At 61.4% G+C, this 20042-nt stretch carries 16 protein-coding genes; 6 read left to right on the top strand and 10 right to left on the bottom strand.

Annotated features, from left to right (window positions below; translation table 11 throughout):
- Nucleotides 1–22 precede the first annotated feature (22 nt).
- The gene (gene pbpC / locus ACR0L4_RS05470; RefSeq protein WP_480511220.1) at nucleotides 23–2059 is read left to right on the top strand and encodes a penicillin-binding protein 1C; all 2037 of its coding nucleotides are present in this window, start codon (nucleotides 23–25) and stop codon (nucleotides 2057–2059) included.
- Nucleotides 2060–2074: 15 nt separating this feature from the next.
- Here pbpC and ACR0L4_RS05465 read toward each other — a convergent pair whose 3' ends face one another.
- The 4 genes from ACR0L4_RS05465 to ACR0L4_RS05450 are packed head-to-tail and all read right to left on the bottom strand — an operon-like array spanning nucleotide 2075 to nucleotide 8752.
- On the bottom strand, nucleotides 2075–4117 hold the full coding sequence (locus ACR0L4_RS05465) for a hypothetical protein (protein WP_170750221.1): 2043 nt from the start codon (nucleotides 4115–4117) through the stop codon (nucleotides 2075–2077).
- Entirely contained in the window at nucleotides 4114–6876 is a 2763-nt protein-coding gene (locus ACR0L4_RS05460; protein ID WP_480511218.1) for a DUF4159 domain-containing protein, read from the bottom strand. The genes ACR0L4_RS05465 and ACR0L4_RS05460 overlap by 4 nt, the downstream gene beginning before the upstream one ends.
- Nucleotides 6873–7748 carry a DUF58 domain-containing protein gene (locus ACR0L4_RS05455; protein WP_480511216.1) on the bottom strand — a complete coding sequence of 292 codons (876 nt, stop codon included), beginning with the start codon at nucleotides 7746–7748 and terminating at the stop codon, nucleotides 6873–6875. The genes ACR0L4_RS05460 and ACR0L4_RS05455 overlap by 4 nt, the downstream gene beginning before the upstream one ends.
- Nucleotides 7745–8752, bottom strand: a complete 1008-nt coding sequence (locus tag ACR0L4_RS05450; protein WP_170750224.1) for an AAA family ATPase — start codon at nucleotides 8750–8752, stop codon at nucleotides 7745–7747. The genes ACR0L4_RS05455 and ACR0L4_RS05450 overlap by 4 nt, the downstream gene beginning before the upstream one ends.
- A 64-nt stretch (nucleotides 8753–8816) precedes the next feature.
- Here ACR0L4_RS05450 and ACR0L4_RS05445 point away from each other — a divergent pair, with 64 nt between their 5' ends.
- Nucleotides 8817–9398: a DUF1285 domain-containing protein gene (locus tag ACR0L4_RS05445; protein ID WP_480511214.1), complete on the top strand. Its 582-nt coding sequence runs from the start codon at nucleotides 8817–8819 to the stop codon at nucleotides 9396–9398.
- A 2-nt stretch (nucleotides 9399–9400) separates the two neighbouring features.
- Here the strand turns inward: ACR0L4_RS05445 and ACR0L4_RS05440 are convergent, their stop codons facing one another.
- Nucleotides 9401–10336: a DMT family transporter gene (locus ACR0L4_RS05440; RefSeq protein ID WP_480511212.1), complete on the bottom strand. Its 936-nt coding sequence runs from the start codon at nucleotides 10334–10336 to the stop codon at nucleotides 9401–9403.
- Nucleotides 10337–10510: 174 nt separating this feature from the next.
- On the opposite strand from ACR0L4_RS05440, the gene ACR0L4_RS05435 reads away from it, so the two are divergent.
- Complete coding sequence (locus ACR0L4_RS05435; RefSeq protein WP_480511210.1) at nucleotides 10511–11275, top strand: hydroxypyruvate isomerase family protein; 765 nt, start codon at nucleotides 10511–10513, stop codon at nucleotides 11273–11275.
- Between the two features lie 61 nt (nucleotides 11276–11336).
- A complete protein-coding gene (locus ACR0L4_RS05430) occupies nucleotides 11337–11570 on the top strand; it encodes a DUF2798 domain-containing protein (protein WP_480511208.1) in 234 nt (77 codons plus the stop codon).
- 67 nt (nucleotides 11571–11637) lie between these two features.
- Here the strand turns inward: ACR0L4_RS05430 and polA are convergent, their stop codons facing one another.
- From polA to ACR0L4_RS05410, 4 genes are all read right to left on the bottom strand, one after another.
- Entirely contained in the window at nucleotides 11638–14433 is a 2796-nt protein-coding gene (gene polA, locus ACR0L4_RS05425) for a DNA polymerase I (protein WP_480511206.1), read from the bottom strand.
- Between the two features lie 70 nt (nucleotides 14434–14503).
- Nucleotides 14504–14971, bottom strand: coding sequence for a hypothetical protein (locus tag ACR0L4_RS05420; protein WP_480511204.1), 468 nt, complete (start codon nucleotides 14969–14971; stop codon nucleotides 14504–14506).
- Between the two features lie 64 nt (nucleotides 14972–15035).
- Complete coding sequence (locus ACR0L4_RS05415; protein WP_480511202.1) at nucleotides 15036–15218, bottom strand: DUF2459 domain-containing protein; 183 nt, start codon at nucleotides 15216–15218, stop codon at nucleotides 15036–15038.
- Nucleotides 15219–15255: 37 nt separating this feature from the next.
- Entirely contained in the window at nucleotides 15256–15435 is a 180-nt protein-coding gene (locus ACR0L4_RS05410; RefSeq protein WP_480511200.1) for a zinc-finger domain-containing protein, read from the bottom strand.
- Between the two features lie 87 nt (nucleotides 15436–15522).
- Here ACR0L4_RS05410 and ACR0L4_RS05405 point away from each other — a divergent pair, with 87 nt between their 5' ends.
- Nucleotides 15523–16515 (top strand): ABC transporter ATP-binding protein, encoded by a 993-nt coding sequence (locus tag ACR0L4_RS05405; protein WP_480511790.1) that lies wholly within the window; start codon nucleotides 15523–15525, stop codon nucleotides 16513–16515.
- On the opposite strand, the gene ACR0L4_RS05400 is transcribed toward ACR0L4_RS05405, so the two are convergent.
- On the bottom strand, nucleotides 16512–16979 hold the full coding sequence (locus tag ACR0L4_RS05400) for a DUF1203 domain-containing protein (protein ID WP_480511198.1): 468 nt from the start codon (nucleotides 16977–16979) through the stop codon (nucleotides 16512–16514). The genes ACR0L4_RS05405 and ACR0L4_RS05400 overlap by 4 nt on opposite strands.
- A gap of 110 nt (nucleotides 16980–17089) precedes the next feature.
- Between ACR0L4_RS05400 and ACR0L4_RS05395 the strand changes: the two genes are divergently transcribed.
- Nucleotides 17090–20008: an error-prone DNA polymerase gene (locus ACR0L4_RS05395; protein ID WP_480511197.1), complete on the top strand. Its 2919-nt coding sequence runs from the start codon at nucleotides 17090–17092 to the stop codon at nucleotides 20006–20008.
- Nucleotides 20009–20042 lie beyond the last annotated feature (34 nt).

Genomic DNA, 20042 nt, shown 5'->3' with positions numbered 1-20042 from the left:
TATCACTCAGAGGCGTGCCGAGATGCTTAGAACGGCGCGGGCAATGCTGATGCTGGCCGGTGCGCTCTATCTGACCGCTTTTGCGCGGGATCGGTTGGAGGACTGGGTCGATGCCACGGCGTTGCCCCCGGTTCTGGCCGAAACCTCGGTCGAAATGCGGGATCGACATGGCGTTTTGCTGCGTGCTTTCCCTGTCGCGGACGGGATCTGGCGCATGCGACCCGGCCCGGTGGATCCCGACTTTACCGACATGCTGATCCGGTACGAGGACAAGCGGTTCTGGTCTCATCCGGGCGTCGATCCACTGGCGATGACCCGCGCGGTCCGGCAGAGGCTTTGGAATGGGCGCGCCGTTTCGGGCGGATCAACCCTGACTATGCAGGTCGCGCGGCTGATCGAGGACGGTCCGACCGGACGTTGGAGCGGCAAAATCCGCCAAATTAGGGTCGCATTGGCGCTGGAACAGCACCTGACCAAACAGCAGATACTGAACCTCTACCTGATCCACGCCCCATATGGCGGCAATCTGGAAGGCATCCGCGCAGGCGCGCGCGCGTGGTTCGGGAAAGACCCCAAGCGATTGACACCTGCGCAGGCCGCGCTGCTGGTCGCGCTGCCTCAATCCCCCGAAGGGCGGCGACCGGATCGCGCGCCTGTAGCGGCGCGCAATGCCCGCGACCGTGTCCTGATGCGGATGGAACGACACGGCATACTGTCGGGCGCTGAGATGCGCAGCGCGATGACCGAGAGGGTCCCACAGCAAATGTTGCCCTTTCCCCGCCTCGCGCCGCACCTGACGGACCGCGTGAGACGCGAAAGCCCTGAATCAGAGGTGTTGGATCTGACGCTGAATGCCGGACTCCAAGCACGGCTTGAGCCGCTGGTCGCGCAGGCAGCCGCCCGGGCCGGGCCACGCATTTCGGGTGCAATGATCGTGGCGGATCATCGCAGCGGCGAAGTGCTGGCCTCGGTCGGATCAGCCGGCTATCAGGACGCGCGGCAGGGGTTTGTGGATATGACCCGCGCGCTGCGCTCGCCCGGGTCGACGCTGAAACCCCTGATCTACGGGCTGGCCTTCGATCAGGGGCTGGCCCATCCCGAAACCCTGATCAGCGACAGCCCGGTGATGTTTGGCCGCTACGCTCCGCGCAATTTCGACGGCGTGTTTCGCGGCGATGTACGGGTGCGCGACGCGCTGAAATTGTCGCTGAACATTCCGGTGGTAAGGCTGACGAATGAACTGGGCCCCGCCCGTATCATGGCCGCCCTACAGGACGCCGGAACGCGCCCGAAACTGGACGGCGGCACGCCGGGTCTGGCGATCTCGCTAGGGGGCGTCGGGCTCAGCCTGCATGATCTGGTCCAGCTTTACGCGACGCTGGCAGCCGGTGGACAAGGGCCTGTTCTGTATCACGACGCGCTGGCTGACCGGGCACAGACGGGGCGTACCCTGTCGGATGTCGCCGCGTGGCAGGTGGCTGACATACTGGCCGGGCTTGCTCCGCCGTCGGGGGCGGCCACACAGGGTCTGGCCTATAAAACCGGCACCTCCTACGGGCACCGTGACGCTTGGGCGATTGGGTTTGACGGGCAGCATGTGATCGGGGTCTGGCTGGGTCGCGCCGACGGGACCCCGGTTCCCGGCGCGTTTGGAGGAGAGCTGGCGGCGCCTCTGTTGTTCGAGGCCTTCGGGCTTTTGAAACCCGCACCCGCGCCGCTGCGTCCGCCGCCACCATCAACCCTGATCCTGGGCGCGGCCGAGCTGCCGCAACCCCTGCAACGGTTTCAACCGCGCAGCGCTGCATTTGACAAAGACCTAAGCGCGCCTGATCTGGTGTTTCCACCCGACCGGGCCGTGTTAGAGACAAATGGAGCCCCTCTGACCGTCAAACTGCGCGGCGGGGTCGGCCCGTTTTCCCTGCTGGCCGACGGGAAGCCGGTGCTGACAGGTCAGAGACAGCGCGAATTTGAAATTCCCAATCCCGGGCGAGGATTTTCAACGTTGGTGGTGGTTGACACGCATGGGGCGTCCGATCAGGTCTCGGTCCGGATTGATTGATGCGTCGCGCATCTGCTAGCGGCGACCTTCCCGCAGCCAGCCCCCCAGCAGGAAACCACCCGCAAGCAGCAAGACCAGCCAGGGCGGCAGCAAACCCGCCTGCGTGACGTCGCGCGTTTCATATGCCTCGCGTGGGGTCAGGCCGATCCAGCCGCGCCCGGCAGCCGGACGCCCGACCCGAACTGTGCGAACAGATGGCACGCCATCTTCCAACCGGATCACACCACCGCGCATCCCATCAATCACCGGTTCGAGAATATCGCTGGTTGCAATCGTTTGTTCGAACTCTTTCGGCGCGGCGGGGCCCAGCCCGATCACCGCCATCAGCTCTCCTTCCTGCAATCGATAGAGGCCAATCTCGGGACCGAAATACTGCGCCTCGAAACGACCGGGCGTGACCTCTTCCAGCGTGAGTTCCAGCGTTTCGCCGTTGGGACGGGTGATCGTGACCGGGCCGACCTCGTCCTCAAGCGTCTGGCGTATAATGCGCATCGACTGACCAGTGGCTTCGGCCCACAGCGCCTCTTCTTCAAGCTCGGGCTCTTTCATCATCCAGTGGGCCAGACGGCGCAACAGTTCCAGCTGTGGTCCGCCACCTTCGAACCCCCGGCTCCACAACCACGCATGGTCCGAGGCCAGCATCGCCACGCGCCCCTCACCCACCCGGTTCAGAACCAGCAGCGGGCGTTCCTCGACCCCGGTCATCAAAACCTGACCGGTGCGATGGTTCACATCGATCTGGCGCAACCACGCGCCCCAATCCTCGGAATCTCCCAGATTGGTGGTCACCGGATGTCGGTGCCCCAGATCGCTGACCATGGGCACATACCGCTCTTCGATCACGCGCGCTGTCGGTTGCGCCGGCAAGATCGAAGCAAGGGGAGAGCGGAAGATACTGTCAGCCGTGGCAAAATCAGGACCCGCCGCAATCAGCACCGCACCACCGTCATTGATATAGTCGGTCACGTTGTCCAGATAGATCGCGGGCAGAATGCCGCGACGCTTGTAGCGGTCAAAGATGATCAGGTCGAAATCGTTGATCTTTTCCAGAAACAGCTCGCGCGTGGGAAACGCGATCAGCGACAGCTCATCGACCGGCACACCATCCTGCTTTTCCGGTGGGCGCAGAATGGTGAAATGCACCAGATCAACGGAACTGTCTGATTTCAAAAGGTTCCGCCAGGTGCGCCCCCCGGGATGAGGTTCGCCCGAGACCAACAGAACCCGCAGCCGGTCTCGCACGCCGTTCATCTGGATCAACGCTGTGTTGTTGCGGTCGGTCAACTCGCCCTCGGCCTGCGGCACCGAAAACTGGATCACGTTGCGCCCGCCATGCGGCAAGGTGATCGGCAGCTCGACATCCACGCCGATCGGAATTCGGAATTCATCGGCCTCTCCGCCATCGACCGAGATCAACAACGGTGCGCTGGTCGCTCCGCCGGGGGCAGCGCCGCTGTCTTCGACACGCAGGGTCAGCGTCACCGGCTCGCCGATAATGGCAAAGGCTGGCGCATTGCGGACGATGAGCCTGCGGTCCCAGTCGCTTTCGCGTCCGGTTTGCAGCAGATGCAGGGGCGCTGGCAGGTCAGGGGCCTGATCGACATCGTGGACGATTCCGTCCGAGATCACGAGAATACCTGCAACCCGTGCGCGCGGTTCCTCGGCCAAGGCGGCGTTGACGGCAGCCATCACCTGCGTGCCTTCATCTCCATCCCCGTCACCGACGCGTATGCGGCGCAGCTCGGTGTTGTCGCGGGACTCGATCTCGGCCGCCAATGCTTCGGCAGCTTCAGCGGTCTGCTCTGCGCGGTCCAAAAGCGTTTGACTGGCGCTTTCATCTTCGATCATCAAAACGATATCCGTCAGGGGTGCGCGGTCTTCGATCTGATACACAGGACCGGCCAGGGCCGCGATCACGACCAGCGCGGCCAATCCACGCAACGCCCACCCAGACAGTCCACGCCAGACGGCCAAAGTCACACCTGCCACCGCTATCGCGGCAACAACCGCCAGTACAGGCCATGGGATCAGTGGATCAAAGATGACGGTTCCGGTCATTGTCCCAGCCTGTCCAAAAGAGCAGGCACATGGACCTGGTCGGATTTATAGTTCCCGGTCAGCACATGCATCACCAGATTGACCCCAAAGCGATTGGCCAACTCGCGCTGACGTTCGCCCGCATAGCCGCGACCCACCGGCAGCAAGGCCTGCCCGTTGCGATCCACGGCCCATGCCCCGGCCCAATCATTGCCCCCGATCACAACCGGCGTCACGTTGTCGTTGAGGTTGCGGAAGGGCATGCCTTCAATCTGTTCGGCATCCAGCGGCGCGGATTCGACCCAGACATCTGTGCCCGCATAGCGACCTGGGAAGTCCTGTAGCAGATAGAAGGTCCGGGTCAGGACATGATCCCGTGGAATAGGCTCTAACGCTGGGATATTCAGCGGGCCGGCCAGGGTCTGCAGCTTGCGCCCGTTCGGGCTGGACGCGCCAAATCCGGCAATGTCCGCGTCCCGCGTGTCAAACAGGATCATGCCGCCAGAGCGCAGATAAGCGTTCAGCTTGGCATAGGCTTCGTCCGAGGGCTGCGGCTGGTCTGGCGTGATCGGCCAGTAGAGCAACGGGAAAAAGGCCAGCTCGTCACGTTCCAGATCCACGCCGATGGGTTCCGCAGGTTCGACCGAGGTGCGGTAGAACAGCGTTTGCGCCAAACCGCGCAGACCGGCCTGCGCGATGTCATCCACTTGGCTGTCCCCTGTCAGGACATGCGCCAGCACCAGCTCATGCGTTGCCGCAAGGGCAAAATCCGTCTCCTCGGGGGATTGCGCCTGTGCCTCGGGCACCAGCAGCATTGCACCAAGAGCTACAGCCGTTGCCTTGGCCAGTCCCAACCGGCCAGACAAGGCCAGAGATGCAATCACGTCGATGGTCAAAAGGATCAACGCAAGGCTGAGCAAAAGACCACCCAAAGGCGTCTCGGACGTTATTTCCTGCCCCCGGATCGGAACATCCGCGGGCCAGTCGACCGGGCGCAGCACCGACTCCTCGGACAGAACGTTTCTTGCCAGCTTCTGCTTGCCACTTTCATAAAGACCGGGGCGAATGTCGGGGCCGATCTGGCCCGAGACGAGTTCTACGCCATCCACCCCCGCCAAAGTGCCCGCATCTGAAAGCGCGCCGAACCCGTCCATGATCTGCACCGGTTCCCACGTGGTGCCTTGCAGCTGATCCACCTGCCGCGATTTCGCGGCAGAAGCCACGGCCAGACGGTCCAGCATTTCGACAAACAGGCCCGACAGCGGCAGGCTGGACCATTCCGCATCCGCCGTCACGTGGAACAGGACAACCTGACCCAACCCCAGCGCCTTGCGCGTGACCAGAGGGGTCCCATCCGACAGCGAGGCAATCACCCGGTCCGCCAGATTGGGGTCCGGTTGCGCCATGACCTGCGTCGAGACCACAACGTCTTCCGGAATCTGCAGCCCGTAAAAAGGTGAGTCTTCGGGGAACAGCGCCAATGTCTTGGCCTCGCCCCAACTCATCGCGCCTCCGACACTGCGCCCGCCACTGCGCAGACGCACCGGCAGCAGGGTGTCCTCTTCGTCGCGACCGAGATCACTGGCGGCCATGCGGGGTCCGGCAAAGCGCAACAGCAGACCGCCCTGTTCGACCCATTCGATCAAACCCGCCTCTTCTGTGTCCGACATCTGCGCCACGTCCGACAGAACAATCACATCCGGGTTTGCGGGTAGAACCTCAAGCAAACCGCCTTCGACAAAGTCTGCGGTGGGAATGAGAACCTGCGTCAGGTAGTGAAGGGGCGACAGCAACTCCAGCCCTTCACGGTTGATCGTTCCGGCGATCAGAGCGACTTCGCGTCGGCGCAGGCTGTCATCGGTCAGGGTTACGGCGCCTGCGGATCTCTGACCCTGAAGTTCAAACCGTGTGATCCGCGCGCGCAGTTCAGAGGGCAAAGCCAATTCGATCTGCGCTTCGGTCGCACCGTTTTCGAACGTCATTTCCACAGATTGCAGAACGCGCGCCGTGCCTGCGGGGTCGCGTCCCTGGGCCAGAACGGTGATCCGGTCTTCGGGTCCAGGCTCGGCACGCAAAGCGGTCAGCTGGATCACCCCGTCTTGGTACGCAGCGGGCAACAGCGCCATCGCGGGTGAGTTGGAGCGATAAACGATGACCTCACCACGGGCTTGTAAATCAGACACTAAACCGGCGTGTCCGTCATAACTCAGCCGGTCACTGAACCAATGCGTGTCAAATCCCCCTTCGACCTGTTCCAACGCAGCAATGGCCTGAGCGATTTGAGCTTCGGTCGGCTGCCAGGGGTTCGGCATCAGGCCGGGCAGGCGATTGCGCCACGCCTCGGCCGCCTGAAACACCGGCGCTTCAGGCTCGGTCAGACGCAGTATAGAGACGGGACGCCCCGCGCGCCCGGCTTCGGTCAGTTGCGCGTCGATCTGATCGATCGTCGCCGACCAGCGAGTCGCCCCCGCCCAGCTTGCGTCCAGCACCAACAGCAAGGGTCCGGTGCCTGTCTGATCTCGGGACGGGTTCAGAACCGGCCCCGCCAGTCCGATGATGATCGCCGCCGCCGCCAACATGCGCAGCAACAGCAGCCACCAGGGCGTGCGGTCCGAGACGCTTTCGTCATCCTTCAGGCCCAGCAAAAGGGTCACTGCCGGGAACAACCTGCGGATGGGCGCGGGCGGGACGGCGCGCAGGATCAACCACAGGATCGGCAGAGTCAGAAGACCCAGCAACACCCATGGGGCGGTAAAGCCGATGCCCGCCAGAACCGTCATCGCATGCCCCCGTCCAGTGCCCGATAGAGCCACAATAGAGCCGCTTGCGCGCTATCACCGGTGTGGTGCAGCCCCAGCTGCCACCCTGTTGCGCGACACAGTCGGGTCAGCGTGTCCTTGCGTTGCGCCAATCGGTCCAGATACCGATCACGCAGATCACCGGCCTTGAGAGTCTCGTGGCGGGTAGTCCCGCCCACGCTTTCAAAGATGGTGCGACCGCGATAGGGAAAGGTTTCCTCGCTTGGGTCCAGCACCTGCAAAATCACACCGCGCACGCCGCGGTCGGCGGCCTTGGTCAGCGCCAGTTCAACCTCATCCATCGGACCGAGAAAATCGGAAATGAACACCGCCCGGGCATGAGGGATCATGGCCCTGTGTTCGGGCGGAGCATAGTCGGGGTCTGAATCTTCAGACCACGCCTGCGCCAATCGTATGATCTGCGCATTGCCACGGCGAGGCGGAAGGGTTGTTCCGGTCAAACCCACACGTTCACCCCCGCGCACCAGCAGGATCGACGTCGCCAGACCCAAAAGACGCGCCCGATCCGCTTTCGTGGGCAGCGCTTTGTCCGAAGAAAACCGCATCGAGGCGCCCTGATCGACCCACAGCATCACGGATTGCGCGATCTGCCATTCGCGTTCGCGCACAAATTGCTGATCTCCCCGCGCCGAACGCCGATGGTCGATCATCCGGCGGCTGTCGCCGATCTGAGCCGGGCGGTATTGCCAGAAATCATCACCCATGCCCGAACGACGTCGCCCGTGATCTCCCAACAGGACGGTTCCGGCCAGATGTTCGGCGCGCGCCAGAAGGGGCGGCAGCCGGGACGCCTCGGCCTCGGATCGTTCACGAAGGGTCAGCGCCGCATTCACGCCGCGGCCTCGGTTCGGATCAAACCGGCGGCTGTGGATTCAATCAGATCAGCGAGGCTGTCACCCCGCGCACGCGCCGCAAAGTTCAGCGCCATACGGTGGCTCAGCACCGGGCGGGCCATGTCCAGCACGTCCTCGGCATTCGGGGCCAGACGCCCTTGCAGCATCGCCCGGGCGCGCACTGTCATCATCAGCGCCTGAGCCGCACGGGGGCCGGGACCCCAGGCCACGGTTTCGGCGACACGTTCTGACACGCCAGCCTCATCCGGGCGGAAGGCGCGCACCAGATCAAGGATCAGTTCGACAACCGAGTCGCCAACCGGCATCCGCCGCAGCAGAACCTGTGCGGCCAAAAGCTCTTCCTTGGTGAAAATCTCATGCGCATTGCCTTCTTCGACACCTGTGGTCGCAAGCAGAATATCCCGCTCGGTCTGGCGATCTGGGTACTCCACATCGATCTGCACAAGGAACCGGTCCAGCTGAGCCTCGGGCAGCGGATAGGTGCCTTCTTGTTCAATCGGGTTTTGCGTGGCCAAAACATGAAACGGCACGCCCAGCGAGCGATCTTCGCCGGCCACGGTGACCGTGCGTTCCTGCATCGCCTGCAGCAGCGCCGATTGCGTCCGAGGGCTGGCCCGGTTGATCTCATCCGCCATCAAGAGCTGGCAGAAGATCGGCCCCGAGATGAACCGGAAATGGCGCGAACCATCATCGGCGGTGTCCAATACCTCGGACCCCAGAATATCAGCGGGCATCAGATCGGGCGTGAACTGGATACGGTTGCCATGCAGGCCCATCACCGTCGACAAGGTTTCAACCAGCCGCGTCTTGCCCAACCCCGGCAATCCGATCAGCAACGCATGGCCACCGCACAAAAGCGCCGTCAGGGTCAGGTCCACGACCCTTTCCTGCCCGATGAAGCGGCGGGTGATCGAGGCCTTGGCCTCTTGCAGCTTGGTTTCCAGCGCTTCGATCTCGGATACGAGGTCGGCAGGTTCGGTCATGACTTTCCCTTCCGTGGACTATTATAGATGAAGTGTATCGCGCTAAGAGGAAATGGCAAAAGCAATGAGCGGACAAAAACCTGTGAAACCTTCGCCGGATGGTTTGGCTGCATCAGTCAAAGCAGCCAAAACCAAGGGTTTACCGCCCGTTCACCTGTGGAATCCTCCGTTTTGTGGCGATCTGGACATCAAGATCGCCAAAGATGGCTCTTGGAGTTATTTAGGCTCGCCCATCACCCGGTTCGAGTTGGTGAAGCTATTTTCCTCAATTCTTAAGAAAGAAGGCGAGAAATACTTTCTCGTGACCCCCGTCGAGAAGGTGGGAATCACCGTCGAAGATGCCCCCTTCCTCGCCGTGGATTTTGACCAAGCGGGAGATGGTCGCGCGCAGGTGCTGACTTTCACGACCCATGTGGGCGATACGGCAGTGGCGGGCCCCGATCACCCACTCCGCATTGTTATCAATTCGGAAACAGACGAGCCTGCACCGTATTTATTGATCCGCAGCAACCTTGAGGCGCGCATCGACCGCAAAAGCTTTTACCGACTCGTGGATATCGGAACCGAGCATGAAGGCTGGTTCGGTGTCTGGTCCGATGGTCAGTTCTTTCCGTTGATATCTGCAGAGGCTCTGACTGACGGTTAGGATCAGACCGTTCTGCGGTCCTGCGCAACCACAACCGCCAATGCGACAATCCCCGCGCCCAGCGCGCGGGTCCAGTCCCATGCTTCTCCCAGTACCAGCATGATCACCATGACATAGAATGGCGCAACGTTGATGTGAAACGACGTTAACGCGACGCCCAGTTTGCTGACGGCGGCAATGAAGAAAACCTGGCTGAGGCCCATCGAGATCAGCGCATACAGCACCAGCATTCCACCCTGGGCAAAATCCATCGGTTTGGAGGGGCGCAGATCGAATCCCAACTGATGCGCACCGGCCAGCAAAACCGCCGCCATCACCAAACCGCCCACGAAGGTGATTGTCGATCGGCCCATTTGGCTCAGTTCGGGAAAATCCCGAGCGGTCGCCATACTGCCCCAGCAGAACAGAAACGTGGATACGACCGCACAGGCCGCGCCCAAACCCAGTTGCGCCGGAGCCAGAGCGCTGGTGGCGATGAGGCCCCCGATGATCGATATCAACATGCCAGCGGCAAAATTCCACTTCAGACGTCGCGCACCAACCGCCATTTCCAACACTGTGGCCGCCAAAGGCGCACAGGATGCAATGATGGCGACCGTAACCGGATCGGTCAGTTTTTGCGCAATCAGGATCAGGAACATGCCGCCGCCAATCCCGAAACCGCCCACAACCAATGCGCGGCCCCAGCGGGCGCGCACCACACGGGACGGACCGTCCAGCCAGATCCAGATCGGGACCATGACCGCCACCGCCAAGGCCACCCGCGCGGCAAACAGTGCGATGGGCGGCCAGCTTTGCAGCAGGACCTCGGCAGCCGGAAACCCTGCGGCCCAAGTCAGCATGGACGCAACAGCCAGACCGTTGCCGGACAATGCCGAGCGCCGACCGCCCGGCAAAGACAAAGACGTCCCGCGAACAGGGTCTGGACTAAAAGCCATAGGGTTCGGACCTTTCGTCAATGCGACGACAGCAATGATTCGTCGCAGTCCCGAAGATCGTCTCTCAGACCGGGCTCGTGATCTGGTCGATTTTCGACAATCTGTCGTTTTCAGTCCCTTTCCTGAAACACGCCCCCTCGCTAAGCTGCAAGCACCACACTGCCGGAACCACTCATGCCCAGATTTGCCGCCAACCTCTCGCTGCTGTTCACCGAGTTGCCGTATCTCGACCGGTTTGCCGCAGCCGCTCGGGCCGGTTTCGAAGCCGTCGAAGTCCTTTTTCCCTACGATCTGGCGGCAAAAGAAACCCGCCGTGCGCTGCTGGCCCACGGGCTCGATCTGGTTCTCATCAACGCGCCGCCGCCCAACTATACCGGCGGGCCGCCGGGTTATGCTGCGATACCCGGCGGCGAAGCACGGTTCCAATCCGATATCCTTCGGGTTCTGCGCTATGCCGAGATTCTGCGGCCCAAGCACATCCACATCATGTCAGGCTACGCATCCGGGCCGCAGGCGATGGCTTGTTTCGTGCAGAACCTGCAATGGGCCGCAGATGCCGCACCTAACCAACAGTTCACCATCGAGCCGCTCAACCCGGTGTCCCAACCCGACTATTTCTTGAACGACTACGCACTGGCAACAAATGTTCTGGATCAGGTTGATCGGCCCAATGTCGGCCTGCAATTTGACAGCTTTCATGCCCATATGATCCACGGGGATGCGCTGGCCATCTGGCACCAGTATCGGGATCGGGTGGTCCATGCCCAGATCGGTGCCGCCCCGGATCGATCGGAACCCGGTCTCGGGACCACCGATTTTTCCCGCCTTTTCAAGTCCATGGATGATAGCGACTACCAGGGCTGGGTCAGTGCCGAGTACACGCCATCAACCCCACGTACTGAGCAATCGCTGGGCTGGATCAACACCCAGCACGGCTAACGCTGGCATTTGCCGCAAAAATACTTCACATCATGCGAAAGATATTTGATGGATGATACCGATGACTGCTGATCGCCTTTCTCATGTTGTGTTCTGCCTGATCATGTCGGGCCTGATGTCCTGCATTGTGACCGGCATCGCGACCGTCAAGGCAATCGGACTCGGACCCAGCACCCTATCGGATTGGATGGCGTCCTGGATGTTCTGCTGGCCCATCGCCTTCGTGGTTATCTTAAGCCTTGGGCCTGCCGTGAAACGACTGGTCGACCGATTTGTCAGGCCGCCCAAGGCCTGACCCGCTGCGAAGATGGCCCGCCGGGCCTGATGAGCAGCGCACCCAGTACTCCCCCACAGAACCCCCCTTAATGCGCCTCGGCCCAATTGGCCCCTTGCCCGGCATCCACGTCCAGTTTCACATCCAGCTTGACGGCCGGGTCCGAGGCCCCCTCCATCACATCGCGCGCCACGTTGACCACCTGATCCACCGCATCTGCGGCCACTTCGAACAACAATTCGTCGTGGACCTGCAACAGCATCTTTGCCGGCAACCCATCGATTGCTTCCGGCATCCGCACCATTGCGCGGCGGATCACATCGGCAGCTGTTCCTTGGATCGGCGCATTGATCGCCGCCCGGCGCGAGAATCCGGCATGCGGCCCCTTGGCATTGATCTCGGGCGTATGGATTTTGCGCCCGAATAGGGTCTGCACATAGCCATTCTCTTTGGCAAAGGCGACGGTGTCGTCCATATAGGTCCGAATACCGGGGAAACGCTCGAAATAGCGGTCGATAAAGCCCTGGGCCTCGGCCCGTGGAATGCGCAGGTTGCGCGCCAGACCAAAGCCCGAGATGCCATAGATCACACCAAAGTTGATCGCCTTGGCCTGACGGCGGATATCCGGCGTCATCTCGTCCAGCGGCACGTCGAACATCTCCGACGCAGTCATGGCGTGAATGTCCAACCCGTCCGAAAACGCCTGTTTCAAGGCCGGAATATCAGCGATATGCGCCAGAATCCGCAGCTCGATCTGACTGTAGTCCAGGCTGACCAGCACATTTCCCGGCTCGGCAATGAAAGCTTCACGGATACGGCGGCCTTCTTCGGTGCGTACAGGGATGTTCTGCAAGTTCGGATCGGTCGAGGCCAAACGACCCGTGTTGGCCCCGGTGATCGAATAGGATGTATGCACCCGGCCCGTATCGGGGTTGATATGGGTCTGCAGCGCGTCGGTATAGGTCGATTTCAATTTCGACAGCTGCCGCCAATCCAGTACCCGACGCGGCAATTCATGCTCGGTCGCCAGATCCTCAAGGATATCGGCCCCGGTCGAGTATTTGCCCGTCTTGCCCTTCTTGCCGCCTTCAAGGCCCATCTTGTCGAACAGAATCTCGCCCAGCTGCGCGGGCGAGCCGACATTAAAGTTCTCACCGGCCAATTCGTGGATTTCAGCCTCTAACCCGGCCATTTTCTGGGCAAAGGCGTTGGACATCCGGGACAGAACATCGCGGTCAACCTTGATGCCATGCATCTCCATCTCGGCCAGAACCGGCACCAGCGGGCGTTCCAGCGTTTCGTAAACCGTCGTCACCTGCACCTGATGCAGTTGCGGCTTGAACAATTGCCACAGACGCAGGGTGATATCAGCGTCCTCGGCGGCATAGGCCGTGGCCTCGTCAATCGGAACCTTGTCGAAAGTGATAGCGGATTTGCCGGACCCCAGCAGCGGTTTGATCGGAATCGGCGTGTGGTTCAGATAGCGTTCGGACAGCGTGTCCATGCCATGCCCATGCTCACCGCCATGCATCGCATAGGACATCAGCATCGTGTCATCAATCGGCGCCACGTCCACGCCATAGCGTTTGAAAATCTTGGCGTCGTATTTCATGTTCTGCCCGATTTTCAGGATCGACGGGTCCTCGAACATCGGTTTCAGCAATGTTAGAGCCTGAACCAGTGGCATTTGCCCCTCTGCCAACGCGTCCGAGCCGAACAGATCGTCAGTTGCGCTTTGACGATGGATCAGCGGGATATAACAAGCCTCGCCCGCCTCGATACACAGCGAAATGCCGACCAGATCGGCGATCATCTCGTTCAACCCGGTGGTTTCGGTATCCACCGCGACCCAGCCCCGCTCATAGGCCTGATCGATCCATTTCTGCAAAGCCTCCGCATCGCGGACACATTCGTATTTCGACGCATCGAATGGGATGTCTTCGGCTGGCGACGCTTCAACCGGCGCAGGCGCGTCGGCGATCACCGGTGCCTCAGCCCCAAGCTTGTCAGCGATGCGCTTGGTGAGGGTGCGGAACTCCATCTCGGCCAGAAAGCCTAGCAGGGTGTCCGGTTCCGGGTCCTGCACCTCAAGATCGTCCAGAGTGAAATCCAGAGGCGTGTTTTCGTCCAACTGCACCAGCCTTTTCGACAGCTCGATCTGGTCGCGCTTTTCGATCAGGGTCTGACGGCGTTTGGGCTGTTTGATCTCTTCGGCGCGGTCCAGCAGGGTTTCCAGATCCCCGAACTCATTGATCAACAGGGCCGCCGTTTTGACCCCAATGCCCGGAGCCCCCGGCACGTTGTCTACGCTATCCCCGGCCAGCGCCTGCACGTCCACCACACGTTCGGGTCCGACGCCGAATTTCTCGAACACACCATCGCGGTCGATGCGTTTGTTCTTCATCGCATCCAGCATTTCGACCCCATCGCCGACCAGCTGCATCAGGTCCTTGTCGGAACTGACGATCGTGACGCGGCCACCGGCCTCACGCGCCTGAACGGCAAGCGTGGCGATGATGTCGTCAGCCTCATATCCCTCAAGCTCCTTGCAGGCGATGTTGAAGGCTTTGGTTGCCTCACGGGTCAGGGGCATTTGCGGGCGCAGATCCTCGGGCATCGCCTCGCGGTTGGCCTTGTAGAGGTCATACATGTCATTGCGGAACGTATGAGAGCCTTTGTCGAAGATCACCGCCACATGGGTCGGCGCGTCTGGCCCAGTGTTCCCTTCGACATATTTCTGCAGCATGTTGCAGAACCCCGACACGGCCCCAATTGGCAACCCGTCAGACTTCCGCGTCAGCGGCGGCAGCGCGTGATAGGCCCTGAAGATAAAGGCCGAGCCGTCAATAAGATGAAGGTGACACCCTTTTCCGAAATTGCTCATGCGCGCGCTCCCTGTCGGTCAGGAATGGTTCTGCCACAGGGGCGCACGGGTGACCAGTACAGACGGTGAACTATCCGCCGAACAGGCCGCTAAAGACGTCCGAAAAGCTGTTGAGCAGCGCCATGATGACCAGCACGCCGAGGAAAGCGAAAAACGCAAAGGCAAAGAACTGAAACAGGATTGCGCCGATGCCGATTGCGATACCCGCAATGGCCGGGCGCAGTTTTTCGTGGCGCAGAATACCTATGGCCGACAGAACAATGGCAAATCCGCCCAGCAGAGCCACGCCGATCTGAAGATAGTCGTCCAGATCACGAACCCGTGCCACCGGTTCGGGTTGGTCAAGCCCCGCGGCCGAGCGCAGCGTGGATTTTCCAAGTTCGGCTGCAAGCTCTCCCAGTGATACACCCGTGGATTGTTGCGGCGCGAAGGGTCCGGCCCAGAACAGAAACAGGGCGGCCAACAGGGCCACGGCCGAGACGCCGAACCCAACCCATCCAAAGACCGGCTGGTTGGAGTTTTGAATACTGGCGCTCATCTGAACACTCCTTCGGTTTTGCCTGCGCAAAGCTATCGTCTGAAAACGACATTATTTGGGCAGGTTAATGCTGGCCGGATTGGTATTTCAAGCGGGACAAAATGATCGCGTATGGCAGTGGTACCCATATGCCAAAGCGTATATCCGCGGCGCGCAGCATCTCTCCGACCCTGACATTGCAGGTTCGCAGCACGTTGAAAGGCCCATTGGCCTCAAAAAACCGATCGTGGTCGGAAAATCCCGGCAATCAGGCAGAGACCAACCCTGCCCGCAGCTTTGCGCATTCAGGCGCTGGCCTCATGCCCCTTCAAGACGTATTTGCAATCGCAATAGGGGCATTCGACCCAGCCGGTGTCTTCGGGGATCTGCAGCCAGACGCGCGGATGGCCCAATGCACCTTCGCCGCCATCACAGGCGACACGAGAGGTTTCGACGATCTTGGTTTCCGGCGCTTCGATTGTCACGGCTGGCGATCCTTCACTGGTTGTCGGCCTCGCGGGCATGCAGTAGGTGCGTTTATGAGCGATGAGCAAACCGGGGGCAAGAGCCACATGACCGATGCGGCAATCAGGATTGAAGGGCTGCGCAAGACCTATCGCGGCAGCAAGGGCCAGCCCGAAAAGCAAGCGCTGAAGGGCATCGACCTGACAATCCCGCGCGGATCAGTGTTTGGATTGCTAGGGCAGAACGGGGCCGGGAAATCGACCCTGATCAACATTCTGGCCGGGCTGGTGGTGAAATCCGCAGGCCATGTGTCGATCTGGGGCTACGATCAGGACAAGAACCCACGTCAGTCCCGCGCCGCCATCGGCGTGATGCCGCAAGAGCTGAACCTGGACCCGTTCTTTACCCCGCGCGACGCTTTGGAGGTTCAGGCTGGCCTCTATGGCGTGCCCAAGGCGCAGCGGCGCAGTGACGAGATCCTCGAACTGGTTGGCCTCAGCGACAAGGCCGAGGCCTATGCCCGCACCCTGTCGGGCGGGATGCGGCGTCGGTTGCTGCTGGCCAAAGCGCTGGTGCACCACCCCAAAGTGCTGGTTCTGGACGAACCCACGGCGGGCGTGGATATCGAGCTACGCCAGATGCTCTGGGCCAATGTGCGCAAGCTGAACGAACAGGGCATGACGATCATCCTGACCACGCATTATCTGGAAGAAGCGCAAGAGATGTGTGACCAGATCGCCATCATCAATCATGGCGAAAAGATCGCGCAAGACAGCACGGCGAACCTGCTGGGCCGTATGGATGGCCGGACGATGGTTATTATTCCGGATGGTCCCGTCTCGGACCTGCCTGCAACCGACGGGGTCGAGGCCAGGCTGCGCGACGATGGCAGCCTGGTGCTGCGCTATCGCAGCGCCCAGACCAGCGCGGAACAGGTTTTGGAATCCGTCAGGGCCGTGGGCATCCGTATCCGCGACGTCCGCACCGAAGAGGCGGATCTTGAGGATGTGTTCCTGGCGCTGACCTCATCCCGGGCGGGCGATGCCCCGGCCGACGATCAGGATCAACTAGGCCGGGGGTTGCGCCGGGTCAAGCTTTAGGCGCGGTCGATCCGCGCGTGATAGCAGTTATTCAACGCCGACCGGATGTGGATATAGGCGACACCCTGACGCGCAAAGATATCCTCGGCAGACTGGTACAGCCGATCCTGAGGCGTGATGATTCCGGTGCCGTATACGATCCGGTCATCCGCCCCGTATCCCTTGATCAGATATTGCGGTGAGGCTGTCAGCGCCTCGGGCAAATCCGCGGGGGCCTCATAGCGCTGACAAGGCTCTACACAAAGGTAAATCGGCCCGGTTTCGGCAAAAGGCTGAGGCTCGGGAAAGGGCCGATGGGCCAGCACCAGCATCTCTTTTCCCTCGGGAATATAAGTCAGGCAATGGCGGCAGGGGTTGCCTTGCCCGTCCGAAATAGCGCGTTCCGGCGGGTTGCCATATCCGTCTGGGGCGCCCTCACGATAGGCCTGAACCTGCGGCGTGGGCAAAGCGGTGATCTTGTACATATCTTGTCTCCTTTTTTCCCGACCTTGCCGTTTGCGCCACCCCCGGGCGACCCGTTTCCTGCGCAAAGGACTCGAAAAAGAACAAAACGTGAATATAATAGGGAATCGCCATGTATGCCGAATTGTCGATCACCTCGAACTTCACCTTCCTCACCGGGGCCTCCCACCCCGAGGAATACATGGAGCGTGCGGTCACTCTGGGCCTGCCTGCCATTGCCATCGCCGATGACAATTCGGTCGCCGGGATCGTTCGTGCACATACCAGAGGGCGCGAGATCGCCCGCAAGGTGCGCGAACGGTTGGAATGGGAGGCGCAGAACACGAGCCTAGGCCCACCCTGCCCCGATCACATCCCCAAACCGCCTTCATACCCGATCCACGCGGTGCCGCGCCTGATCCCGGCAGCGCGGCTGATCTTCACCGACGCGCCCATGGTCACCGCCCTGCCCCTGAACCGGCAGGGCTGGGGAAACCTGTGCCGCATCTTGTCCAAAGGCCGACTGCGTGCGGAAAAAGGCGATTGCATCCTGCACCTGTCCGACCTGCTGGAGTTTTCCGACGGCCTCCACCTGCTGCTCTGGCCACAAGCAGACCGGTCAAAGGGCGGCGCGAGCGCGTGGCGGACACAGGCGCAACAGCTGACGCGCCGCTTTGATGGGCAGGTGCATCTTTTGATGCACCCTCGGTATGATGGCGCGGATAGTACATATTTCTCTTTATTAGAGACTGAATCAAAGCAACTCGATATCCCCACCCTCGCCAGTGCCGCGCCGATGATTCACCATGGCGCACGCCGCAAGCTGGCCGATGTGCTGACCGCCATCCGCCTGCGCCGCAAGGTGGATGAGCTGGGCCGCGACGCGCTGGCCAATGGCGAACAGCGGTTGCGCTCCGAGGTTGAAATGCGGCGTATCTTTAAGGGGCACGAGGGGGCCGTCACCCGTGCCTATGACCTCAGCGAACAGCTCACCTTCTCGCTTGATGAATTGCGCTATGAATATCCCAGCGAAGGCAGCGAACAGGAAACCCCGACCGAACGCCTGCACCGCCTGGCGCATGAGGGGTTGCAATGGCGCTATCCGGCAGGCGCGTCCGAGAAGGCGAAAAAGATGCTGGCGCATGAACTCGCCCTGATCGGCAAGCTGAAATACGAACCCTACTTTCTGACCGTCCGCGATATCGTCCATTTCGCCCGCTCGCGCGATATCCTGTGTCAGGGACGTGGCTCGGCGGCCAATTCGGTGGTCTGTTTCTGCCTCGGCATCACCGAGGTCAGCCCCGAGATGGGCACGATGGTTTTTGAGCGCTTCGTTTCCGAGGCCCGCGACGAGCCGCCCGATATCGACGTCGATTTCGAACACGAACGCCGCGAGGAGGTGATCCAACATATCTACGATCGCTACGGCCGCGAACGCGCGGGCCTCTGCGCCACGGTTGTTCACTATCGCGGCAAGCGTGCCATTCGTGAGGTCGGCCGCGCCATGGGTCTGACCGAGGACACGATCTCGGCCCTGTCCTCACAGCTCTGGGGCTTTTTCTCGACCAAGGGGCTTGAGGCGCATCGGATGCGGGAAATTGGCCTCGATCCTGAAGATCGACGGCTAAAACAGACTCTAATGCTGGTCTATGAGATCGATGGCTTCCCTCGTCACCTATCCCAGCACGTGGGCGGCTTCATCATCACCGAGGGGCGGCTGGACGAACTTGTCCCCATCGAAAACGCCACGATGGAGGGGCGCACGGTCATCTGCTGGGACAAGGACGATATCGACAGCCTTGGCATCCTGAAGGTCGATGTCCTCAGCCTCGGGATGCTCACCTGTATCCGCAAGGCGTTCGACCTTATCGGACAGCATCATCAGACCGGCTATACCCTCGCCACCCTGCCGCCCGAGGACCCCGAGGTCTATGATATGCTGTGCAAAGCAGACTCTATTGGGGTGTTTCAGGTGGAAAGCCGGGCGCAGATGAACTTCCTCCCCCGGATGCGGCCGCGCAATTTCTACGATCTGGTAATTGAGGTCGCCATCATCCGCCCCGGCCCGATTCAGGGCGACATGGTCCACCCTTACATCCGCCGCCGGAACGGAGAGGAGGAGGTCAGCTTCCCCTCGGACGCATTGGGGGATGTGCTGGGCAAAACACTGGGCGTGCCGCTATTTCAGGAGCAGGCGATGCAGATCGCCATTGTCGGTGCGGGCTTCACCCCGGAACAGGCGGACCGGCTGCGGCGGTCTCTGGCGACCTTCAAGAAACATGGCAATGTCAGCGAGTTCCGCGCGCTCTTTTTACGCGGGATGAAACGCAACGGGTACGAGCAGGATTTCGCGGAACGCTGTTTTTCCCAGATCGAAGGGTTCGGGTCCTATGGCTTCCCCGAAAGCCACGCGGCCAGTTTTGCGCTGCTGGTCTATGCCTCGGCCTGGATCAAATGCCACCATCCGGGCATCTTCGCCTGCGCGCTGCTGAACTCGCAGCCGATGGGCTTCTATGCCCCTGCCCAGATCGTGCGCGATGCGCGCGAGCATGGGGTTGAGGTGCGCCCGGTCTGCATCAATGCCAGTTTCTGGGACAATGTGATGGAGCCTGATGGCCATGGCGGGCTGGCCCTGCGGCTGGGGTTCCGCCAGATCAAAGGCCTCAGCGAGGAAGACGCCAGCTGGCTGACCGCCGCACGGGGCAACGGCTACACTCAGGTGGATGACGTCTGGCGCCGCGCCGGGCTGGGGCCGTCGGTGATCGAACGGCTGGCCGAGGCCGATGCCTTTGCCGCCTGTGGTCTGACCCGGCGCGAGGCTCTGTGGCAGGCCAAGGCGATTGCCACCGCCAAGCCGCTGCCGCTGTTCTCACAGGATCTGGAGGGCGAAGCGCTGGACGAACCTCAGGCCTATCTGCCGCAGATGACGCTGGGCGAGCAGGTGGTCGAGGATTACGTGGCCACCCGCCTCAGCCTCAGGGCGCATCCGGTCGCCCTGCTGCGGCACCTTCTGACACCGGATGGGCGCGACAAAACTACCCCTGTCAGCTGATGCCGGAACGACCTATCTGCCCAAAACAGAGTCG

It is taken from the genome of Ruegeria sp. AB5 (assembly GCF_056542645.1).
Note: the sequence above shows the minus strand (reverse complement) of the source record. Positions and strands in the feature narration are given on the sequence as shown.

Excerpts from the sequence above, each read along its gene's own strand:
- pbpC (WP_480511220.1), top strand. The coding sequence starts at position 23 with ATGCTTAGAACGGCGCGGGCAATGCTGATGCTGGCCGGTGCGCTCTAT.
- ACR0L4_RS05465 (WP_170750221.1), bottom strand. The coding sequence starts at position 4,117 with ATGACCGGAACCGTCATCTTTGATCCACTGATCCCATGGCCTGTACTG.
- ACR0L4_RS05460 (WP_480511218.1), bottom strand. The coding sequence starts at position 6,876 with ATGACGGTTCTGGCGGGCATCGGCTTTACCGCCCCATGGGTGTTGCTG.
- ACR0L4_RS05450 (WP_170750224.1), bottom strand. The coding sequence starts at position 8,752 with ATGACCGAACCTGCCGACCTCGTATCCGAGATCGAAGCGCTGGAAACC.
- ACR0L4_RS05445 (WP_480511214.1), top strand. The coding sequence starts at position 8,817 with ATGAGCGGACAAAAACCTGTGAAACCTTCGCCGGATGGTTTGGCTGCA.
- ACR0L4_RS05440 (WP_480511212.1), bottom strand. The coding sequence starts at position 10,336 with ATGGCTTTTAGTCCAGACCCTGTTCGCGGGACGTCTTTGTCTTTGCCG.
- ACR0L4_RS05435 (WP_480511210.1), top strand. The coding sequence starts at position 10,511 with ATGCCCAGATTTGCCGCCAACCTCTCGCTGCTGTTCACCGAGTTGCCG.
- ACR0L4_RS05430 (WP_480511208.1), top strand. The coding sequence starts at position 11,337 with ATGACTGCTGATCGCCTTTCTCATGTTGTGTTCTGCCTGATCATGTCG.
- polA (WP_480511206.1), bottom strand. The coding sequence starts at position 14,433 with ATGAGCAATTTCGGAAAAGGGTGTCACCTTCATCTTATTGACGGCTCG.
- ACR0L4_RS05420 (WP_480511204.1), bottom strand. The coding sequence starts at position 14,971 with ATGAGCGCCAGTATTCAAAACTCCAACCAGCCGGTCTTTGGATGGGTT.
- ACR0L4_RS05405 (WP_480511790.1), top strand. The coding sequence starts at position 15,523 with ATGACCGATGCGGCAATCAGGATTGAAGGGCTGCGCAAGACCTATCGC.
- ACR0L4_RS05400 (WP_480511198.1), bottom strand. The coding sequence starts at position 16,979 with ATGTACAAGATCACCGCTTTGCCCACGCCGCAGGTTCAGGCCTATCGT.
- ACR0L4_RS05395 (WP_480511197.1), top strand. The coding sequence starts at position 17,090 with ATGTATGCCGAATTGTCGATCACCTCGAACTTCACCTTCCTCACCGGG.